At 64.8% G+C, this 16,526-nt stretch carries 15 protein-coding genes; 8 read left to right on the top strand and 7 right to left on the bottom strand.

What is annotated here, in order from left to right; all coding sequences use genetic code 11:
* Window positions 1–523: 523 nt before the first annotated feature.
* The 6 genes from D8676_RS19265 to iolC all read right to left on the bottom strand — a co-directional run bounded on the left by D8676_RS19265 (window position 524) and on the right by iolC (window position 7,917).
* Entirely contained in the window at window positions 524–1,666 is a 1,143-nt protein-coding gene (locus D8676_RS19265; protein WP_121582716.1) for a GGDEF domain-containing protein, read from the bottom strand.
* Window positions 1,667–1,935: 269 nt separating this feature from the next.
* On the bottom strand, window positions 1,936–2,748 hold the full coding sequence (gene iolB / locus D8676_RS19260) for a 5-deoxy-glucuronate isomerase (RefSeq protein WP_121582715.1): 813 nt from the start codon (window positions 2,746–2,748) through the stop codon (window positions 1,936–1,938).
* A 6-nt stretch (window positions 2,749–2,754) separates the two neighbouring features.
* A complete protein-coding gene (locus tag D8676_RS19255) occupies window positions 2,755–2,970 on the bottom strand; it encodes a DUF3329 domain-containing protein (protein WP_121582714.1) in 216 nt (71 codons plus the stop codon).
* Between the two features lie 16 nt (window positions 2,971–2,986).
* Entirely contained in the window at window positions 2,987–3,907 is a 921-nt protein-coding gene (gene iolE / locus D8676_RS19250) for a myo-inosose-2 dehydratase (protein ID WP_121582713.1), read from the bottom strand.
* 150 nt (window positions 3,908–4,057) lie between these two features.
* Window positions 4,058–5,905: a 3D-(3,5/4)-trihydroxycyclohexane-1,2-dione acylhydrolase (decyclizing) gene (iolD, locus tag D8676_RS19245; RefSeq protein WP_121582712.1), complete on the bottom strand. Its 1,848-nt coding sequence runs from the start codon at window positions 5,903–5,905 to the stop codon at window positions 4,058–4,060.
* A 62-nt stretch (window positions 5,906–5,967) separates the two neighbouring features.
* Entirely contained in the window at window positions 5,968–7,917 is a 1,950-nt protein-coding gene (iolC, locus tag D8676_RS19240) for a 5-dehydro-2-deoxygluconokinase (protein ID WP_121582711.1), read from the bottom strand.
* Window positions 7,918–8,029: 112 nt separating this feature from the next.
* Here iolC and iolG point away from each other — a divergent pair, with 112 nt between their 5' ends.
* Together iolG and D8676_RS19230 are read left to right on the top strand one after the other, a co-directional pair.
* Window positions 8,030–9,019 carry an inositol 2-dehydrogenase gene (iolG, locus tag D8676_RS19235; protein WP_121582710.1) on the top strand — a complete coding sequence of 330 codons (990 nt, stop codon included), beginning with the start codon at window positions 8,030–8,032 and terminating at the stop codon, window positions 9,017–9,019.
* An 11-nt stretch (window positions 9,020–9,030) separates the two neighbouring features.
* Window positions 9,031–9,858 (top strand): SDR family oxidoreductase, encoded by an 828-nt coding sequence (locus tag D8676_RS19230; RefSeq protein WP_121582709.1) that lies wholly within the window; start codon window positions 9,031–9,033, stop codon window positions 9,856–9,858.
* On the opposite strand, the gene D8676_RS19225 is transcribed toward D8676_RS19230, so the two are convergent.
* Window positions 9,855–10,697, bottom strand: a complete 843-nt coding sequence (locus D8676_RS19225) for a MurR/RpiR family transcriptional regulator (protein ID WP_121582829.1) — start codon at window positions 10,695–10,697, stop codon at window positions 9,855–9,857. The two genes, D8676_RS19230 and D8676_RS19225, sit on opposite strands and share 4 nt — an antisense overlap.
* Window positions 10,698–10,902: 205 nt before the next feature.
* Between D8676_RS19225 and D8676_RS19220 the strand changes: the two genes are divergently transcribed.
* The 6 genes from D8676_RS19220 to D8676_RS19195 all read left to right on the top strand — a co-directional run bounded on the left by D8676_RS19220 (window position 10,903) and on the right by D8676_RS19195 (window position 16,516).
* The gene (locus D8676_RS19220; RefSeq protein WP_121582708.1) at window positions 10,903–11,835 is read left to right on the top strand and encodes a sugar ABC transporter substrate-binding protein; all 933 of its coding nucleotides are present in this window, start codon (window positions 10,903–10,905) and stop codon (window positions 11,833–11,835) included.
* Window positions 11,836–11,928: 93 nt separating this feature from the next.
* Window positions 11,929–13,083 carry an ABC transporter permease gene (locus D8676_RS19215; RefSeq protein ID WP_121582707.1) on the top strand — a complete coding sequence of 385 codons (1,155 nt, stop codon included), beginning with the start codon at window positions 11,929–11,931 and terminating at the stop codon, window positions 13,081–13,083.
* A complete protein-coding gene (locus tag D8676_RS19210) occupies window positions 13,083–13,868 on the top strand; it encodes an ATP-binding cassette domain-containing protein (RefSeq protein WP_121582706.1) in 786 nt (261 codons plus the stop codon). The genes D8676_RS19215 and D8676_RS19210 overlap by 1 nt, the downstream gene beginning before the upstream one ends.
* A 128-nt stretch (window positions 13,869–13,996) precedes the next feature.
* On the top strand, window positions 13,997–15,118 hold the full coding sequence (locus D8676_RS19205) for a Gfo/Idh/MocA family oxidoreductase (protein ID WP_121582705.1): 1,122 nt from the start codon (window positions 13,997–13,999) through the stop codon (window positions 15,116–15,118).
* A gap of 209 nt (window positions 15,119–15,327) precedes the next feature.
* Complete coding sequence (gene infC, locus D8676_RS19200) at window positions 15,328–15,864, top strand: translation initiation factor IF-3 (protein ID WP_121582704.1); 537 nt, start codon at window positions 15,328–15,330, stop codon at window positions 15,862–15,864.
* A 25-nt stretch (window positions 15,865–15,889) separates the two neighbouring features.
* Complete coding sequence (locus D8676_RS19195; protein WP_121582703.1) at window positions 15,890–16,516, top strand: isoprenylcysteine carboxylmethyltransferase family protein; 627 nt, start codon at window positions 15,890–15,892, stop codon at window positions 16,514–16,516.
* The last annotated feature ends 10 nt before the right edge of the window (window positions 16,517–16,526 follow it).

Below are 16,526 nucleotides of genomic sequence, written 5' to 3'. Positions count from 1 at the left end.
GGCTCATCACCCAGCCGCGCCACCTCCGCGCGACCGAACCGGTACCGTCCCTGCCACGCTCGCCCGGTTCGCGACCCGCGTTCCCGTGCAGGAGATGCCAGAAGTATCGCTCAAGTGGGAGCGGCGTGAGTGCAGTTGCGAACGCTTTCTTGCCGGACGCGATGCGCATGTTCGGCGGAAGGCGAAAAAGAAGGTGATTCCAGGAGTTGTCCGAAAGGCCCCCTGGAACAAAAAATGCCAGTTGCAAATAACAGGCATAATCTATCCACGTCGACGCGACAGGCTACGGTTTGTCGCCAGTGTCCTGCCTTGGCTCTGGCGTCGTCTGAACCCGAGGCATGGATTCCCGACATTCGCGCCTGCGGGCGAAAGGGTGGGGGATTTCCCGGAGGTCGATGAGCGCTACGTACAGAAGCAGCCCGGACGCCAGTACAGAGATGACCTGCCACTACCCGCGCAAAGGAGGCCACTTCAAGGTCAGCCCCCCAAAGGTCGCCGGGTTTAGAATTGTCGGGCGATGAGCCTATGCGACTTGCCGGACACAATCGCGCCCTTGGTTCTTTGCCTGGTAGAGCGCTCGGTCGGCACGTTCCATCAATCCCAGGAGACCCTCGTCCTTGCGCGCCGTTGCGATGCCGAAGCTTGCTGTTGGATTGAATTCGTTTGAAACGATGCCGGGAGCGATCTCCTTGAAAGCGGAGCGGACGGCCTCGGCCACGCGATGCGCGGCGATGGACGATCCAGCTGGAAGCATTATCGCAAACTCCTCTCCACCGATGCGGGCGATGATTGCGTCGTGGGGCGCCTTGTTCCTGAGGATATCCGAGAAGGCTCCGATGATCCGGTCACCGCTTCCATGCCCGAAGCGATCGTTGATCGACTTGAAATGATCGAGGTCGCCGAGGATTACCGTGGCCTGTGCATCGACCGTTGGCCCCGACAGGACGTCAAAAGCGCGTGCTTCAAATCCGCGGCGATTGAGCAAGCCCGACAGCACATCGGTCTCCGCTTCCGTCTTGATGTTTTCCGTTACATCAACGGCGATCATTGCGAAAATTGCCACTGCCAGCGTCGAACAAATCAGGGCATCGGAAATAGAGACAATCTGCCAATACATTTCTTCGAGCCGGTCGGCGGTGATGCCGGAGACCTGAAACACCAGGGGGCGAAGCAGAAACCCCATGCAGGAGAGGGCGACGAGTCCAAAGAGCAGTCGCTCGACTGGAGTCCGGTTCCGATGGAGCCTTGTTGCAATGTCGAACAGCATCAGGAGACAGATCCCAGCGAGCCCGATATTGAGGATGAGGGCTCGCGCAGGCATGTTCGGCGCCGCGAACTGGTAAATGTAGAGCAGCACCGTCGAGATCGAGCCGATCGCAAGCAGGGCGGCGTACCGGGGCCGCTGCCCCAACCGATAAGACAGCGCAACAGACAGCAGTATCATGGACAGAAGAATTAGCGAGTTCGACAGAACACGCAGTTCCGGCGCCGGCCTGCTGATTGCAAGATAGAGAACGGCAAAGCATACGGTTCTCAAGGCATATGAGGTTGCGAATATCGCGATATAGACCAGATGCCGCTGGTGACGCCAAAGCACGAAAAGGGAGACGCAGTAGATTGCCGACATTGCAGGGTTCAATAAGGCAACGATGCTCTCGTAGCTCATGCCTGAACGATCAAGGCAATCAAATCGCCGCCCCCTCAACCCTGCCCAAGCTTACCTTACCGAAACCGCTGTAAATTTGGGGTAAATCGCGCTCGCGGTGATTGACCGCGCAGGGCCTTCACCGCCTCTCCGCCATCGGCCTTGCCGACCGATCCTCCCAAAGGAAGCGAGGACAGCGGGTGCCGGCTCAATCCGACTCGAACGATGCCGACGGCGTCGCCAACTCGGACAGCGATTTCACCGCCGGGCGGGAGGTCTCCCGCCAGCGCTTACGCCTTCATCAGCCATTCGTGCTCGGGCGCGTTGTGGAATTTCCAAGTGCGCTTCGGCCCAGCCATGACGTTGAGATAATAGAGGTCGTAGCCGTGGCAGGCCGCGCAGGGATGGTAGCCCCTGGGCACCAGCACCACGTCGCCGTCCTCGACCGCCATGACCTCGTCGAGTTCGCGTTTTCCCTGGGCGTCGGCATCGGTGTAGACGCGCTGGAAGGCAAAACCCTGCGGCGGGTTGAGCCGGTGGTAATAGGTCTCCTCGAGATAGGATTCCCGGGGCAGGTCGTCGCGGTCGTGCTTGTGCGGCGGGTAGCTCGACGTGTGGCCGCCCGGCGTGATCACCTCGACCACGAGCAGCGAATCCGCCGGCTGTCCCTCCGGCAGCACATTGGTGACGTAGCGCGTGTTGGTGCCCTTGCCGCGCGTCTCCTGGCCGAGATCGTCGGGCGCGATGAGGCGCGCCGGGAGGCCGCCGCCGAGGCCGGGCGCCGAGCAGACGGCGAGTTCGACATCGGTGTCGGCGGTCACCGTCCAGTCCGACTTTTCCGGCACGTAGACCGACCACGGCTTGCCCTCGAACGGGTTCATGCGCTCGCCGATCAGGCCGAACTCCTTGCCGCCTGCCGACACCTTCGCCTTGCCTGATACCAGCACCAGGCAGGCCTCGCGTCCCACCGTGTTTTCGGAAACCGTGTCGCCGGCCTTGAGCCGATGGAGATCGAAGCCGACAAAGGTCCAGCCGGCGTTTTCAGGCGTCACATGCGCGACGCGGCCCCGGCCCGCCTGCTTCTTCACCAAGAGCTTCGACATAGCGGCCTACTCCCTGGTTTCCGGCGGTTGCGCGGCGGCCGGATCGACCGGCTTGTAAAGGATGAAGAACTGCCAGACGGCGTAAGCCGCGAAGCCGCCCGCGATCATGCCCCAGAAGGGCGCGCCGGAAATGAATTCGAAGATCGCCCAGGCCACGCAGACCGCGACGATGGCGACGCGCCGCCACAGCGGCCGGAAAAACGGATGTTCGTGGTCCTTCAATTTGATCGAGCCTCGGTCAGGATTGCGGAAAACCTTGCGTCTCGACCGTATAGCCTGCCGCCGTCATAACGCGCATCAATTCCTTGTGGCCGATCTCGGCCATTTTCAGGGGCGGGTTCTTCTTCGGATCCTGCTCCGCCTCGACGACGAACCAGCCCTCATATCGATAGCCGGCGAATTTCTGCACGATGGCGCCGAAGTCGAGCGAGCCGTCGCCGGGCACGGTGAAGGCGCCGAGCGCCACCGCGTCGAGGAAGGACTGTTTTTTCCAGTCGAGGCCATTGATGACGTCCATGCGCACGTCCTTCACATGGACATGGCTGATGCGCCTGTGGTGCTTGTCGATGGTGCGCAGCACGTCGCCGCCGGCGAAGGCCATGTGCCCGGCGTCGAACAGCAGCGGGATGCCCTCGCCTGAATGGTTCATGAAGGCGTCGAGCTCGTGCTCGAACTGGACGACGGCGGCCATGTGATGGTGGTAGGAGAGCGGCATGCCCCGGTCGGCGCACCATTCGCCGAATTCCGTCAGCTTGCGCGCGTAGGCCTTCATCTCGTCGTCGGACAGCACCGCCTTGTTCGCCAGCGGGATCGAGCGGTCGCCCTGGATGGAGCGGCCGACCTCGCCATAGACGATGCATGGCGCGTCGACCGCCTTGAACAGCTCGATCATCGGCTGGATGCGGTCCTTGTTGGCCGCGAGGTCGCCATCGGCGGCGAGCGTGCCGGAGAACCAGCCGCCGCAGAGCGTGACGTCCGCTGCCTTGAGGATAGGCAGCATGATTTTTGGATCGTTCGGGAAGCGCCGGCCCATCTCCATGCCGGTGAAGCCGGCCGAGCGCGACTGGCGCAGGCACTCCTCCAGCGAGACGTCGTCGGAGAGTTCGACCAGATCGTCGTTCCACCACGCGATGGGGGACATGCCCAGTTTGGCTTTCAAGAGGATGCTCCAACTCTTCTCTTCACCTCCCCCTTGTGGGGAGGTCGCGCCGCAGGCGCGGGTGGGGGTAAGTCTGGATGAGCGTCCCGCAGGACCCCCACCCCGGCGCTATGCGCCGACCCTCCCCGCAAGGGGGAGGGTAACAGGGCGCTAATTCACCAGATGCTGCATCTTGCGCTTCTTCTCATAGTCCTTGCGCGCCTTCTTGACGCTCGGGCGCACCGAGACTTCCGGCACCGCGACGTCCCACCAATGGCCGCCGGCCTCGGTGGAGATGAGCGGGTCGGTGTCGATGACGATGACGCTGGTGCGGTCGTCCTTCTCGGCCTCTTTCAGCGCGCGCTCCAGCTCGGCGATCGAGGCGGCCTTGCGCGCCACCGCGCCCATCGACGCCGCATGGGCGGCGAAGTCGATCTCGGGCATGACCTCATGCAGCGTGTCGCGGAAGAGGTTGTTGAAGTTGGCGCCGCCGGTCGCCATCTGCAGCCGGTTGATGCAGCCGAAACCCCTGTTGTCGAGCACGACGATGGTAAGTTTCTTGCCGAGCATGACCGAGGTCGCGATCTCGGAATTCATCATCATGTAGCTGCCGTCGCCGAGCATGACGATCACGTCGTCTTCGGGCCGCGCGATCTTGACCCCGAGCCCGCCGGCGATCTCGTAGCCCATGGTCGAATAGCCGTAGTCGAGATGATAGCTGCCGGGCGCGCCTGCCGGCCACAGCTTGTGCAACTCACCCGGCAGCCCGCCCGAGGCGCAGACCAGCGTCGCTTTCGATCCGCGCGCGCGGTGCACCGCGCCGATCGCCTGCGCATCCGACGGCATGGAATTGGTCGGGTCGGTGACGGCCTTGGCGGATTTGAGCCACGCCGCCTTGGCGGATTTGGCGGTGGCGATCCAGGCGGCCGGCGACTTCCAGCTGCCGAGTTTCGCGTCCAGCGCTTCCAGCCCCGCCTTCGCATCGGCGATCAGCGGCAAAGCGCTGTGCTTGCTGGCGTCGAAGAGCTGGACGTTCAGCCCGACGATCCTGACGCCGTAGGCCTTGAACAGCGCCCAGGAGCCGGTGGTGAAGTCCTGCAGCCGGGAGCCGACCGCCAGCACCAGATCCGCCTGCTCGGCGAGCAGGTTGGAGGCCGACGAGCCGGTGACGCCGACCGAGCCCATGTTGAGCGGATGCACATGCGGCAGACTCGACTTGCCGGCCTGCGTTTCCATCACGGGAATGCCGCGCTTCTCGGCGAAGGCTTTCAGCGTGGCGGTCGCCTCGGAATAGAGCACGCCGCCGCCGGCGATGATGACCGGCTTTTTCGCGGATTTCAGCGCCGCGACTGCGGCGTCGAGTTCGGCCATATCGGGTTGCGGGCGGCGCGGCGTCCAGACGCGCTCGGCGAAAAAACTTTCCGGATAGTCGAAGGCCTCGGCCTGCACGTCCTGGCAAAGCGACAGCGTGACCGGGCCGCACTCGGCCGGGTCGGTCAGCACCTGCATGGCTCGGCCGAGCGCCGGCATGATCTGCTCGGGCCGGGTGATGCGGTCGAAATAGCGTGACACGGGCTTGAAGCAGTCATTGGCGCTGACCGTGCCGTCGCCGAAACTCTCGACCTGCTGCAGAACCGGGTCAGGCGCGCGGTTGGCGAAGACGTCGCCCGGCAGCAGGAGCAGCGGCAGGCGGTTGACGTGGGCGAGTGCTGCCGCCGTCACCATGTTGGTGGCGCCGGGACCAATCGACGAGGTCGCGGCCATGAAGCGGCGGCGGAAACTCGCCTTGGCGAAGGCGATCGCGGCATGCGCCATCGCCTGCTCGTTGTGGGCGCGATAGGTCGGCAGCGCGTCGCGCACCTGGTAGAGCGCCTCGCCGACGCCGGCGACGTTGCCATGGCCGAAGATCGCCCAGACGCCGCCGAAGATCGGCACCTTCCGGCCGTCGATCACGGTCATCTGCCGGGTCATGAAGCGGGTCAGCGCCTGCGCCATCGTCAGGCGGATGGTCTTGGTCATGCCGTTCTCCTCCCTTGAAGCGCCACGTCTTCCCGGCCGAGGCGCCCCATATACAATTCCTGTTATGCCGCCTTGCGGCCGCGCGCGGCAAGCCATGCCTCGGTAAGGCTCTCGAAGCGCCTGGCCATGTCGGCTATGGCCTGCTCGTCCGAAATTTTGCCGGCAAGCCATTTCTCCGCGGCATCGGCGAAGATAGTGCGGCCGACGGCGAAACCCTTGACGACGGGCGCGTTCGCGGTGGCGGCGAATGCGGCCTGCAGCTCGTCCTGCGGCGCGTCGAGGCCGAGCAGCACGACACCCCGGCACCACGGGTCGTTGCTGGCGATCACCGCCTCTATCGCGGCCCATGCGCTTGCCGAAGCCTGTGGCTCCAGCTTCCACCAGTCGGGCTTGATGCCGAGCGCATAGAGTTCCGCAAGGGCGCGCGGCACCGTCTGGTCGTCGAGCGTGCCGTGCTTGCCGGCGATGATCTCGACGAGCAGTTCGCGGCCAACCTTGCGCGCGGCCTCGAACAGCGCGCGCAGCTTCTCCTGCTGCTCGGCCTTCAGCGCCGGCGGATCGTCCGGATGGTAGAAGCAGAGGCATTTGATGCAGTGGTCGACCGGCCATTCCACCAGTTGCGAGCCGATGTCCTGGCTGAACTCGAAGCGCAAGGGCCTGGAGCCCGGCAGCTCGACCGGGCGGCCGAGCCAGGAGAAGCCGTGATGCGCGAATTCGAACATGGCGCTGCGGCCGTATTTCTCGTCGAGCAGCATGCCGTAGCCGTCGCGGCCGCCGGCGACTTTCGCGGCGGCCTTCACGGCGAGCACCTTGAAGGCCTCGATCTTCTTCGCGTCGGCGCCGGCACGTTTCGCGATGTCCTCGAGCTGCGCGCGGTGGTCGCAGGCGAAGGCCATCAACGAAGGCACATCGCGGCGACGCGTCGTCGCCCAGTGGATGTGGTTGATCGCCTCGTCCTTGCGCAGCGCGTGGTGCTTGCTGCCGTTCTCCAGGAAGTACTGCAGCTCCTCGAAGGTCGGGTATTCGGGCGCGCAGAGCAGCCGCGAGACGGCAAATGCGCCGCAGGCATTGGCCCAGGTCGCGGCGGTCGCAAAGCTCTCGCCGCCGAGCCAGCCGCGCAAAAGCCCGGACATGAAGGCGTCGCCGGCGCCGAGCACGTTGTAGACCTCGATCGGGAAACCCTTGCCGACGATGCCGTCCTCGAGATTGTCGGAGATCGGCCCGTCATAGACGATGCAGCCCATCGCGCCGCGCTTGAGCACGATGGCGGCGCTGGAGACGGCGCGGATCGCCTTCAGCGCACCGAGCACGTCGTCGGCGCCCGAGGCGATCATGATCTCCTCCTCGGTGCCGACGATCAGGTCGCAGTCGGGCAGGATTTGCCGCATCTTGGCCGAGACGAAGTCCGATTTCACGTAGCGTTCAAAGCCCTCGGCGTGACCGGCAAGGCCCCAGAGATTGGGGCGGTAGTCGACGTCGAAGACGACCTTGCGGCCGTTCTTCCTGGCGATGCGGATCGCCTTGAGCTGGGCGGCTTCGCTGTTGGGTCGCGAAAAATGCGTGCCGGTGACGACGATGGCGCGGGCGGAGGCGACGAAGGTCTCGTCAACATCCTCCTCCGACAGCGCCATGTCGGCGCAGTCGGTGCGCACGAAGATCATCGGCGAGACGCCCTCGTCCTCGACCGACAGCAGCACCAGCGCCGTCAGCCTCTCCTTGTCGGTCGTGATGCCCTCGACCGAGACGCCCTCGCGCACGAGCTGCTCGCGGATGAAGCGGCCCATCTGCTCGTCGCCGACGCGGGTGAGCAGCGCCGAGCGGAGGCCGAGCCTCGCGGTGCCGACGGAGATGTTGGCCGGGCAGCCGCCGACCGACTTGGCGAACGAGGTTATGTCCTCCAACCGCGAGCCGATCTGCTGGCCGTACAGGTCGACCGAGGCGCGGCCGATGGCGATGACGTCGAGCCCGTCTTTTTCGGTTGTTCGGGTCGCGACGGAGTCTCGGCTGGACATGATTCTGCTCACTGTGGGAATGCCTGAATTGAAACACAAATTCCATTTGACAGTCAATGTGGAATATTTATTCTATTTGCAACTCTGCATCGATTTCAGGGAAGGGACGGACATGATTTCGATCGGGCTGCTCGGGGCGGGCCGCATCGGCCAGATTCACGGCAGGAACATCGCCCATTCGGCGCGCGCCAGGCTGGCGGCTATAGCCGACCCGATGCCGAACGGGGCGCAGTCGCTGTCGGCGGCGACCGGCGCGCCGATCAGGACGCCCGACGAGATCCTCGCCGACAAGTCGATCGACGCGATCCTGATCGGCACGCCGACCGACACCCATGCCGACTTCATCGACAAGGCGGCGAAGGCGGGCAAGGCGGTGTTCTGCGAGAAGCCGGTCGACCTCAGCGCCGCGCGCATCAGGAAGACGCTGGAGCGGGTCGAGAAGGCGGGCATCCCGCTGATGATCGGCTTCAACCGGCGCTTCGATCCGAATTTCGCGACGCTGCAGCGGCGGCTGGCGGACGGCACGGCGGGCGAGGTGGAACTGGTCACCATCCTGTCGCGCGATCCCGGCCCGCCGCCGGTCTCCTATATCGAGCGCTCTGGCGGCCTGTTCCGCGACATGATGATCCACGATTTCGACATGGCGCGCTTCCTGCTCGGCGAGGATGCGATCGAGGTTTTTGCCCTGGGTTCCTCGCTGGTCGACAAGGCGATCGGCAAGGCGGGCGACGTCGACACGGCGGCGGTGGTGCTGAAGACCGCGAGCGGAAAAATCTGCCAGATCTCGAATTCGCGCCGCGCCACCTATGGCTACGACCAGCGCATCGAGGTGCATGGCTCGAAGGGCCTGCTGTCGGCCGGCAACGTGCACGAGACGACGGTGCAGTTCGCCGGCGAGCGGGGGATCAGCGCCGACCCGGTGCAGAACTTCTTCCTCGAGCGCTACGAGGCGGCCTACCGCAACGAGATCGAGGCCTTCATCGAGGCGCTGGTGACGGGCAAGAAGCCTAAGCCGGACGGCGTCGACGGGCTGAAGGCGCAGATGATGGCCGACGCCGCCACCAAGTCCCGCGAGACCGGCAAGCCGGTGAAGATCGGCTGAGGGAAACAAGAATGTTCGATCCGTCGTCGCTGAAGAATTCCTCGCTGGAGGGCAAGGTTGCCATCGTCACCGGCTCGACGCAGGGGCTGGGCGAAGGGGTGGCGCATCTCTTCGCCGACCGCGGCATAGCAGGCCTCGTCGTCACCGGCCGCAACGCCGAGCGCGGCGCCAAGGTGAGGTCCGATCTCGAAGCCAGGGGCGTGAAGACCGTTTTCGTGAAGGCCGACCTCGCCTCCATGGACGATACGCGCAAGATCGTCGCCGAGGCCGACAAGGCTTTCGGCCGCGTCGACGTGCTGGTCAACTCGGCCGGCATCACCGACCGCGGCACGATCTGGGACACCAGCCCGGAGCTTTTCGACGCCATGTTCGCGGTGAACGTGCGCGCGCCCTTCTTCCTGATGCAGGACGCGCTCAAGGTGATGAAGCGCGAGAAGACCGAGGGGTCGATCATCAACATCATCTCGATGTCGGGCCATGGCGGCCAGAGCTTCATCACCGCCTACTGCTCGTCGAAGGGGGCGCTGATCACGCTGACCAGGAACGTCGCCTATTCGGTGATGAACCATCGCATCCGCGTCAACGGGCTCACCATCGGCCACATGAACACGCCGGGCGAGGACCGCATCATGAAGACCTATCACGGCGCCGAGGAGGGATGGCTGGAACAGGCGGAAAAGACAAAACCGTTCGGGCGGCTGCTCGAGGTCGACGAGGTGTCGCGCGCCGTCGCTTATCTGGCGAGCGCGGAGAGCGGCATGATGACCGGCTCGATCATCGACTTCGACCAGCAGGTGCGCGGCGCAGGAAACGCGCCGCCTCCGCCGCCGGCGGTCTAGTTCTCGCCCCGCCGCGCGGCGACCGCCACCGACAGCGTCATGGCGACGGCCATGGTGGTGGCCATCGAGCGGAACCCCTCGAAGTTCGCCTCGCTGACCTCGATCAACGCGTCGGCCGGCGAGGCGATGGGGGAGAACACCGAATCCGTCACCGCGACGATCCTGGCGCCGCGCGAACGGGCGCTGCCGGCGAGCGCCACGGTCTCGCTGGCATAGGGCGTGAAGCTGACCGCGACCGCAGCGTCCCTCGCCGAGATGAAACCCGCCTGCTCCGCACCCATGCCGGCGACGGCGTCGATCAGTATGTTGCGCACGCCGAGTTTGCCCATCGCGTAGCTCATATAGGAGGTGATCGGGAAGGAGCGGCGCAGGCCGATCAGGTAGATGGTGTCGGCGCCGGCGAGCAGGTCGACCGCCCGGTCCAGCGCCTGCGGGTCCATGCTCTTCCGGAAGCCGGCTATCGACTGTTCCGCCGCTTCGAGAAAGCCGTCGAGCACGAGGCTGGAACGGCTCGCGGTGAGCCCGTGCTGACGCATGCGCGAGAGCCGTTCGCCATAGGTCAGCACGCGGTCGCGCAGCCGGGAGCGGAAGACGTCCTGCAAGTCGGAAAAGCCCTGGAACCCGAAGCTCTGGGCGAAACGCACCAGTGTCGACGGCTGGACCGAGGCCGACTGGGCGACGCTCGCGGCTGTGCCGAAGGCGACGTCATCAGGATTATCGAGCGCGTAGATCGCGACCTGCGCGAGGCGCTTCGGCAGCGCGGCGCGGCGCTCCACGATCGAGGCGCGCAACGTCTCGAAGTCCCTGGGGGCCTCTGCGCCTTCTCCGTCGATCGTCATGCTCGAAAACTCCAAGGGAACGCCTCCGGCACCATTGCCGGTCTTGCCGCGAACCGAAAACACGCTTGACGGATCATGGCAGGAATGGAATAAATGTTCCAGCAGAAAAAACAAATAGCATTTTTGTTCCGTTTTTCTGTGAATGCGACCTGGCGGCGGAGGAGCTGCAGATCGCCTGCATTCATCAATCCTGGGAGGAAGTCGAATGAAACCGGTCTTCAAGTCTATGCTTGCCGCGACCGCGCTTGCCGCTTCGCTTTTCGCAGCCCATGCGCAGGACGCATCCATCATCGTCGTCAGCCACGGCCAGGCGTCCGATCCCTTCTGGTCGGTGGTCAAGAACGGCGTCGCCCAGGCGGCGGCCGACATGGGCGTCAACGTCGACTACCGCGCGCCCGAAACCTTCGACATGGTGGCGATGGCCCAGCTCATCGACGCCGCCGTCAACCAGAACCCGGCCGGGCTGGTCGTCTCCATTCCCGACGCGGACGCGCTGGGGCCGTCGATCAAGAAGGCGGTGGCCGCCGGCATCCCGGTCATCTCGATGAATTCGGGCTCCGACGTCTCCAAGGAGCTCGGCGCGCTGCTGCATGTCGGTCAGGACGAATTCGACGCCGGCAAGGCAGCCGGCGAAAAGCTGAAGGAACTGGGCGGCAAGAAGGCCATCTGCATCAACCAGGAAGTCGGCAACGTCGCGCTCGACCTGCGCTGCAAGGGCTTTGCCGAAGGGTTCGGTGATTCGACGGTCGTTCCGGCCAGCATGGATCCGGCCGAGGTGACCGCCAAGGTGAAGGCGGCGCTGTCGTCCGACACCGCGATCGACACCATCATGAGCCTCGGCGCCTCGACCGCCGGCGAGCCGGCGCTTGCCGCGATCGCCGAGTCGGGCATGGAAGGCAAGATCAACATCGGCACCTTCGACATGTCGGCAGGCTTCCTGCAGGCGATCGTCGACGGCAAGGCGACCTTCGCCATCGACCAGCAGCAGTACCTCCAGGGCTATCTGCCGGTCACCTTCCTGGCGCTCAACGCCAAGTACGGCCTGATGCCGGGCGGCAACGTGCCGTCCGGCCCGAACCTGATCACCAAGGAAAAGGCTGCCCAGGTCATAGACCTGTCGACCAAGGGCATCCGCTGACCGACCTGCGGTAAATCCGGAAGGCCGCGACGCGGCCTTCCCTCGCTGCCAGAAACGAGGACTAAGCCGGTGGGCGCCGGCACGGGAGGATCCATGTCTCAGCAGGATGCGGCCGGCCCCAGTCAGGTCCCGAGTGAAGTCCCCGGGCATGTCAGGGACGAGCGGCTCAAGGAAGCCTCCTTCATCCTGCGCATGATGCGCCGGCCGGAACTGGGCGCGGTGATGGGCCTCGTCATCGTCACCGTGTTCTTCATCATGGTCGCCAACGCCACCATGTTCGAATTCTCCGGCATCATGAATTTCCTGGCGCCGGCGGCCCAGCTCGGCATCCTGGCGATCGGCGCCTCGCTGCTCATGGTCGGCGGCGAATTCGACCTGTCGGTCGGCTCGATGGTGGCGTTCACCGGGCTGATCTTCGCCGCCTGCGTCGTCACCATGGGCCTGCCCCTGCCCTTCGCGATCGCGATCACGCTGGCCTTCGCCGCGGCGATGGGCCTGCTCAACGGCCAGATCGTCATCCATACCGGCCTGCCTTCCTTCATCGTCACGCTGGCCTTCCTGTTCATCCTGCGCGGCCTGTCGCTGGTCGGCCTGAAATGGGCGACCGGCGGCTCGACGCAGTTGCGCGGCGTGCGCGAGGCGGCGACCGAAAGCCCGCTCGACGCGTTCTTCTACGAGATATTCGCCGGCGACGCGTTCGAGGGGCTGTTTGCCTGGCTTGCCGCCAACGACCTGATCGCGAAGTTCCCCAACGGCCAGCCCAAGGTCACCGGCATCCCGATCGAGATCATCTGGTTCGCGCTGATCGCGATCCTCGCCGCCTGGGTGCTGACGCGCACGCGCTACGGCAACTGGATCTTCGCATCGGGCGGCGACCAGGAAGCGGCGCGCAATTCCGGCGTGCCGGTGCGGAGGGTGAAGACGTCGCTGTTCATGATCACCGCCTGCTGCGCGGCGCTTGTCGCTATCCTGACCGTGCTCGATTCCGGCTCGACGGATGCAAGGCGCGGCTTCCAGAAGGAATTCGAGGCGATCATCGCCGCCGTCATCGGCGGCTGCCTGCTGACCGGCGGCTACGGCTCGGCGGTGGGCGCCGCCATCGGCGCGGTCATCTTCGGCATGGTGCTGATCGGCCTCACCTACACCACCATCGACCAGGACTGGTACCTGGTCTTCCTCGGCGCGATGCTCCTGATGGCGGTGTTCTTCAACAACATCATCCGCAAGCGCGTGACGGGAGAACGCTGATGCCTGCCCCCGCCCCCCTCGTGGAGATGCGCGACATCGAGAAGCATTTCGGCTCGGTCATCGCGCTATCCGGCGTCTCGGTCACCGTCAATGCCGGCGAAGTGCATTGCCTGCTCGGCGACAATGGCGCCGGCAAATCGACCTTCATCAAGACCATGGCCGGCGTGCACAAGCCGACCAGCGGGCAGATGCTGATCGACGGCAAGCCGGTCCACTTCTCCGGCCCGCGCGCCGCGCTCGACGCCGGCATCGCCACCGTCTACCAGGATCTCGCGATGATCCCGCTGATGTCGGTGACACGCAATTTCTTCATGGGCCGCGAACCGGTCAAGGGCATCTGGCCGTTCCGCTATGTCGACTTCGATTTCTGCGACCGCATCACCCGCGAGGAGATGAAGAGGATCGGCATCGACGTGCGCGATCCCGGCCAGGCCGTGGGCACGCTGTCGGGCGGCGAGAGGCAATGCGTGGCGATCAGCCGGGCCGTCTATTTCGGCGCCAAGGTGCTGATCCTCGACGAGCCGACCTCGGCGCTCGGCGTGCGCCAGACCTCGATGGTGCTCAAATATATCGACATGGTGCGCAAGAAGGGGCTGGGCGTCGTCTTCATCACCCACAATGTCCGCCACGCCATCGCGGTCGGCAACCGCTTCACCGTGCTCAACCGCGGCAAGACGCTTGGCACCGCCGCGCGCGGCGAGATCTCGGCCGAGGAGCTGCAGACGATGATGGCCGGCGGCAAGGAGCTGGCGGAACTGTCGAGCGAGCTTGGGGGGACGGTTTAGCGAATAGGGAATAGGGAGGTCTGCGATCTCCCCGCTAAAGCGCCCTCCAGTCTTTCGCTGCTTCCCAATCCCTTCTACCTATTCGCTACTCGCTATTCCCTACTCCCCATTTTTCCGGAGCCACTGAGTTGAAATCCATCAATGTCGGCCTCATCGGAACCGGCTTCATGGGCAAGGCCCATGCGCTCGCCTGGAACTCGGTGCGGCCGGTCTTCGGCGACGTGCCGCCGGTCAGGCTTGTCCATCTCGGCGAAGCGAATGAGGAGCTGGCGCACAGGAAGGCCGCCGAATTCGGCTTCGAGAAGGCATCGGGCGACTGGAGGCGCGCGGTCGCCGACCCCGAGGTCGACGTCGTCTCGATCACCACGCCGAACAAGTTCCATCTGGAGATGGCGAAGGCGGCGCTTGCCGCGGGCAAGCATGTCTGGTGCGAGAAGCCGATGGCTCCAAAACTCGCCGAGGCCGAGGAGATGCTGGCTGCCGCCCGTGCCTCCGGCAAGGCCGCCGTGCTGGGTTACAATTACATCCAGAACCCCGCGATCAGGCATATCAGAAAACTGCTCGACGAGGGCGTGATCGGTCCGGTCAACCATGTCCGCATCGAGATGGACGAGGATTTCCTCGCCGACCCGGAGGCGCCGTTCCAGCAGCGCCACGAGGCGATCAACGGCTGGGGCGCGCTCGACGATTTCGGCGTGCACCCGCTGTCGCTTCTCTACACGCTACTCGGCCGCGTCAGCCGCGTGATGTGCGACATGGCGAAACCCTATCCGACCCGCAGGACTCCCGAGGGCGAGCGCGAAGTCGAGGTGTTCGACATCGCGACCATCATGCTCAGGCTCGAGAACGGCGCGTCGGGCTACATCGCGGTGAGCCGCACCGCCTGGGGCCGCAAGGGCCGCATCGCCATCCAGATCTTTGGCGGCAAGGGGTCGATCCTCTACGACCAGGAGCGCTTGAACGAGCTGCAGCTCTACGTCACCTCCGACCGCGCCACCGAGCAGGGCTTCCGCACCGTGCTGACGGCGCCGCACCACCCGCCCTACGACCGCTTCATCCCGACGGCGGGCCATAGTCTCGGCTTCAACGACCTGAAGATCATCGAATGCCGGCAACTGATCGCGCGCATGCTCGGCGAGCCGAGCGTCTCGATCGGTTTCGAGGAAGGCATCCTGATCGAGCGAACCATCGCGGCGATGGCGCGGTCGTTCCAGGAAGGCAAGTGGGTGGAGGTCGCCCAATCGGCCTAGCGCCGGCCGCGAACCGCTGCTCCTGCCCGGCGCCGGACAACTCGGGCCGCGAGCATTTATCGCCGTTTCGCCGCGCGGAAACGCCGGCAATCCGCAAAGCGTCTGGTGATTTATTCTTCGCTTTGTGCTATTGACTTGTTTTGACCCGCCACGACATAGGCGGAGCCCAGAGAAATCCCTGACGTCAACAGATCGAGGAGACGACTACCATTCGCAGACCATTCAAGGCTACCGCGCCCACGAAGGACGGCCCCCGCGCAAACACCGATATCCGCGTTCCCCGCGTGCAACTTATCGGCGCAGACGGCGGAAATCTCGGTGAAGTATCCATAAATGATGCATTGCTGCTCGCCGAAGAGGCCGGACTTGATCTCGTGGAGATTTCCCCGAACGCAAATCCGCCAGTCGCCAAGATTCTCGATCTCGGCAAGCTGAAATACGCCAACCAGAAGAAGGCGGCCGAGGCGCGCAAGAACCAGAAGGTCATCGAGATCAAAGAGATCAAGATGCGCCCGAACATCGACGACCACGACTACGAGACCAAGATGAAGGCGGTTCGCCGCTTCTTCGAGGAAGGCGACAAGGTCAAGCTGACGCTCCGCTTCCGTGGCCGCGAGATGGCCCACATGGAACTCGGCATGCAGCTGCTCAACAAGGTCCGCGAGGAGACCGCCGCGATCGCCAAGGTCGAGGCCGAGCCGAAGCTCGAAGGCCGGCAGATGATGATGGTGCTGGCGCCGCGCTGAGCGCCGCGCCAGCCGCTTCGACACCATGACCGACAATTCGCTCACGGGGCTGCGGTCCTACCAGAGGCTGCGGAGGATCACGCTGGCGGTGCTGCTGGCGCTGGTTTTCTTCGTGCTTTTGTTCGGCCAGTCGATCTTCCCGCCGGAGACCGTCGTCCACGAGGCGATCGAGATGGCCGGCATCGTGCTCATCGTGATCGGCATTGCCGGCCGGCTCTGGTCGACGCTCTACATAGGCGGCAAGAAATCGGCCACCGTCGTCACCGACGGGCCCTATTCGATCACCCGCAACCCGCTCTACGTCTTCTCGTCGATCGCCGCCGTCGGCGTCGGCGCCCAGATGGGCTCGATAACCGCGGCGGTCGGCTTCGGGGCGGCCTGCGCGGCCGCCTTCCACATCGTTATCCTGCGCGAGGAGCGCTTCCTGTCGGCCAATCTCGGCGCCGACTACCGCGCCTATCTCGCGACGGTCCCACGCTTCTTCCCGAAGCCGTCGCTATACCGGGAAGGCGAGACGGCAGGCTTCAAGCCGAGCCTTCTCCTGGTGACGCTGCTCGACGGACTGGTCTTCCTGGTGGCGATGCCCGTCTTCGAGATCATCGATGCGGCGCAGCTCTCGGGCGCCCTGCCGGTGCTGTTCCGGATGCCCTGAACGGCCGCCA

The sequence above is a fragment of the Mesorhizobium sp. YM1C-6-2 genome, assembly GCF_003666685.1.
Taxonomy (GTDB): domain Bacteria; phylum Pseudomonadota; class Alphaproteobacteria; order Rhizobiales; family Rhizobiaceae; genus Mesorhizobium_K.
This window is presented reverse-complemented; position numbering and strand designations above follow the sequence as displayed.

Excerpts from the sequence above, each read along its gene's own strand:
- iolG (WP_121582710.1), top strand. The coding sequence starts at position 8,030 with ATGATTTCGATCGGGCTGCTCGGGGCGGGCCGCATCGGCCAGATTCAC.
- iolC (WP_121582711.1), bottom strand. The coding sequence starts at position 7,917 with ATGTCCAGCCGAGACTCCGTCGCGACCCGAACAACCGAAAAAGACGGG.
- iolD (WP_121582712.1), bottom strand. The coding sequence starts at position 5,905 with ATGACCAAGACCATCCGCCTGACGATGGCGCAGGCGCTGACCCGCTTC.
- D8676_RS19220 (WP_121582708.1), top strand. The coding sequence starts at position 10,903 with ATGAAACCGGTCTTCAAGTCTATGCTTGCCGCGACCGCGCTTGCCGCT.
- D8676_RS19210 (WP_121582706.1), top strand. The coding sequence starts at position 13,083 with ATGCCTGCCCCCGCCCCCCTCGTGGAGATGCGCGACATCGAGAAGCAT.
- iolB (WP_121582715.1), bottom strand. The coding sequence starts at position 2,748 with ATGTCGAAGCTCTTGGTGAAGAAGCAGGCGGGCCGGGGCCGCGTCGCG.
- D8676_RS19195 (WP_121582703.1), top strand. The coding sequence starts at position 15,890 with ATGACCGACAATTCGCTCACGGGGCTGCGGTCCTACCAGAGGCTGCGG.
- D8676_RS19230 (WP_121582709.1), top strand. The coding sequence starts at position 9,031 with ATGTTCGATCCGTCGTCGCTGAAGAATTCCTCGCTGGAGGGCAAGGTT.
- D8676_RS19225 (WP_121582829.1), bottom strand. The coding sequence starts at position 10,697 with ATGACGATCGACGGAGAAGGCGCAGAGGCCCCCAGGGACTTCGAGACG.
- D8676_RS19215 (WP_121582707.1), top strand. The coding sequence starts at position 11,929 with ATGTCTCAGCAGGATGCGGCCGGCCCCAGTCAGGTCCCGAGTGAAGTC.
- D8676_RS19265 (WP_121582716.1), bottom strand. The coding sequence starts at position 1,666 with ATGAGCTACGAGAGCATCGTTGCCTTATTGAACCCTGCAATGTCGGCA.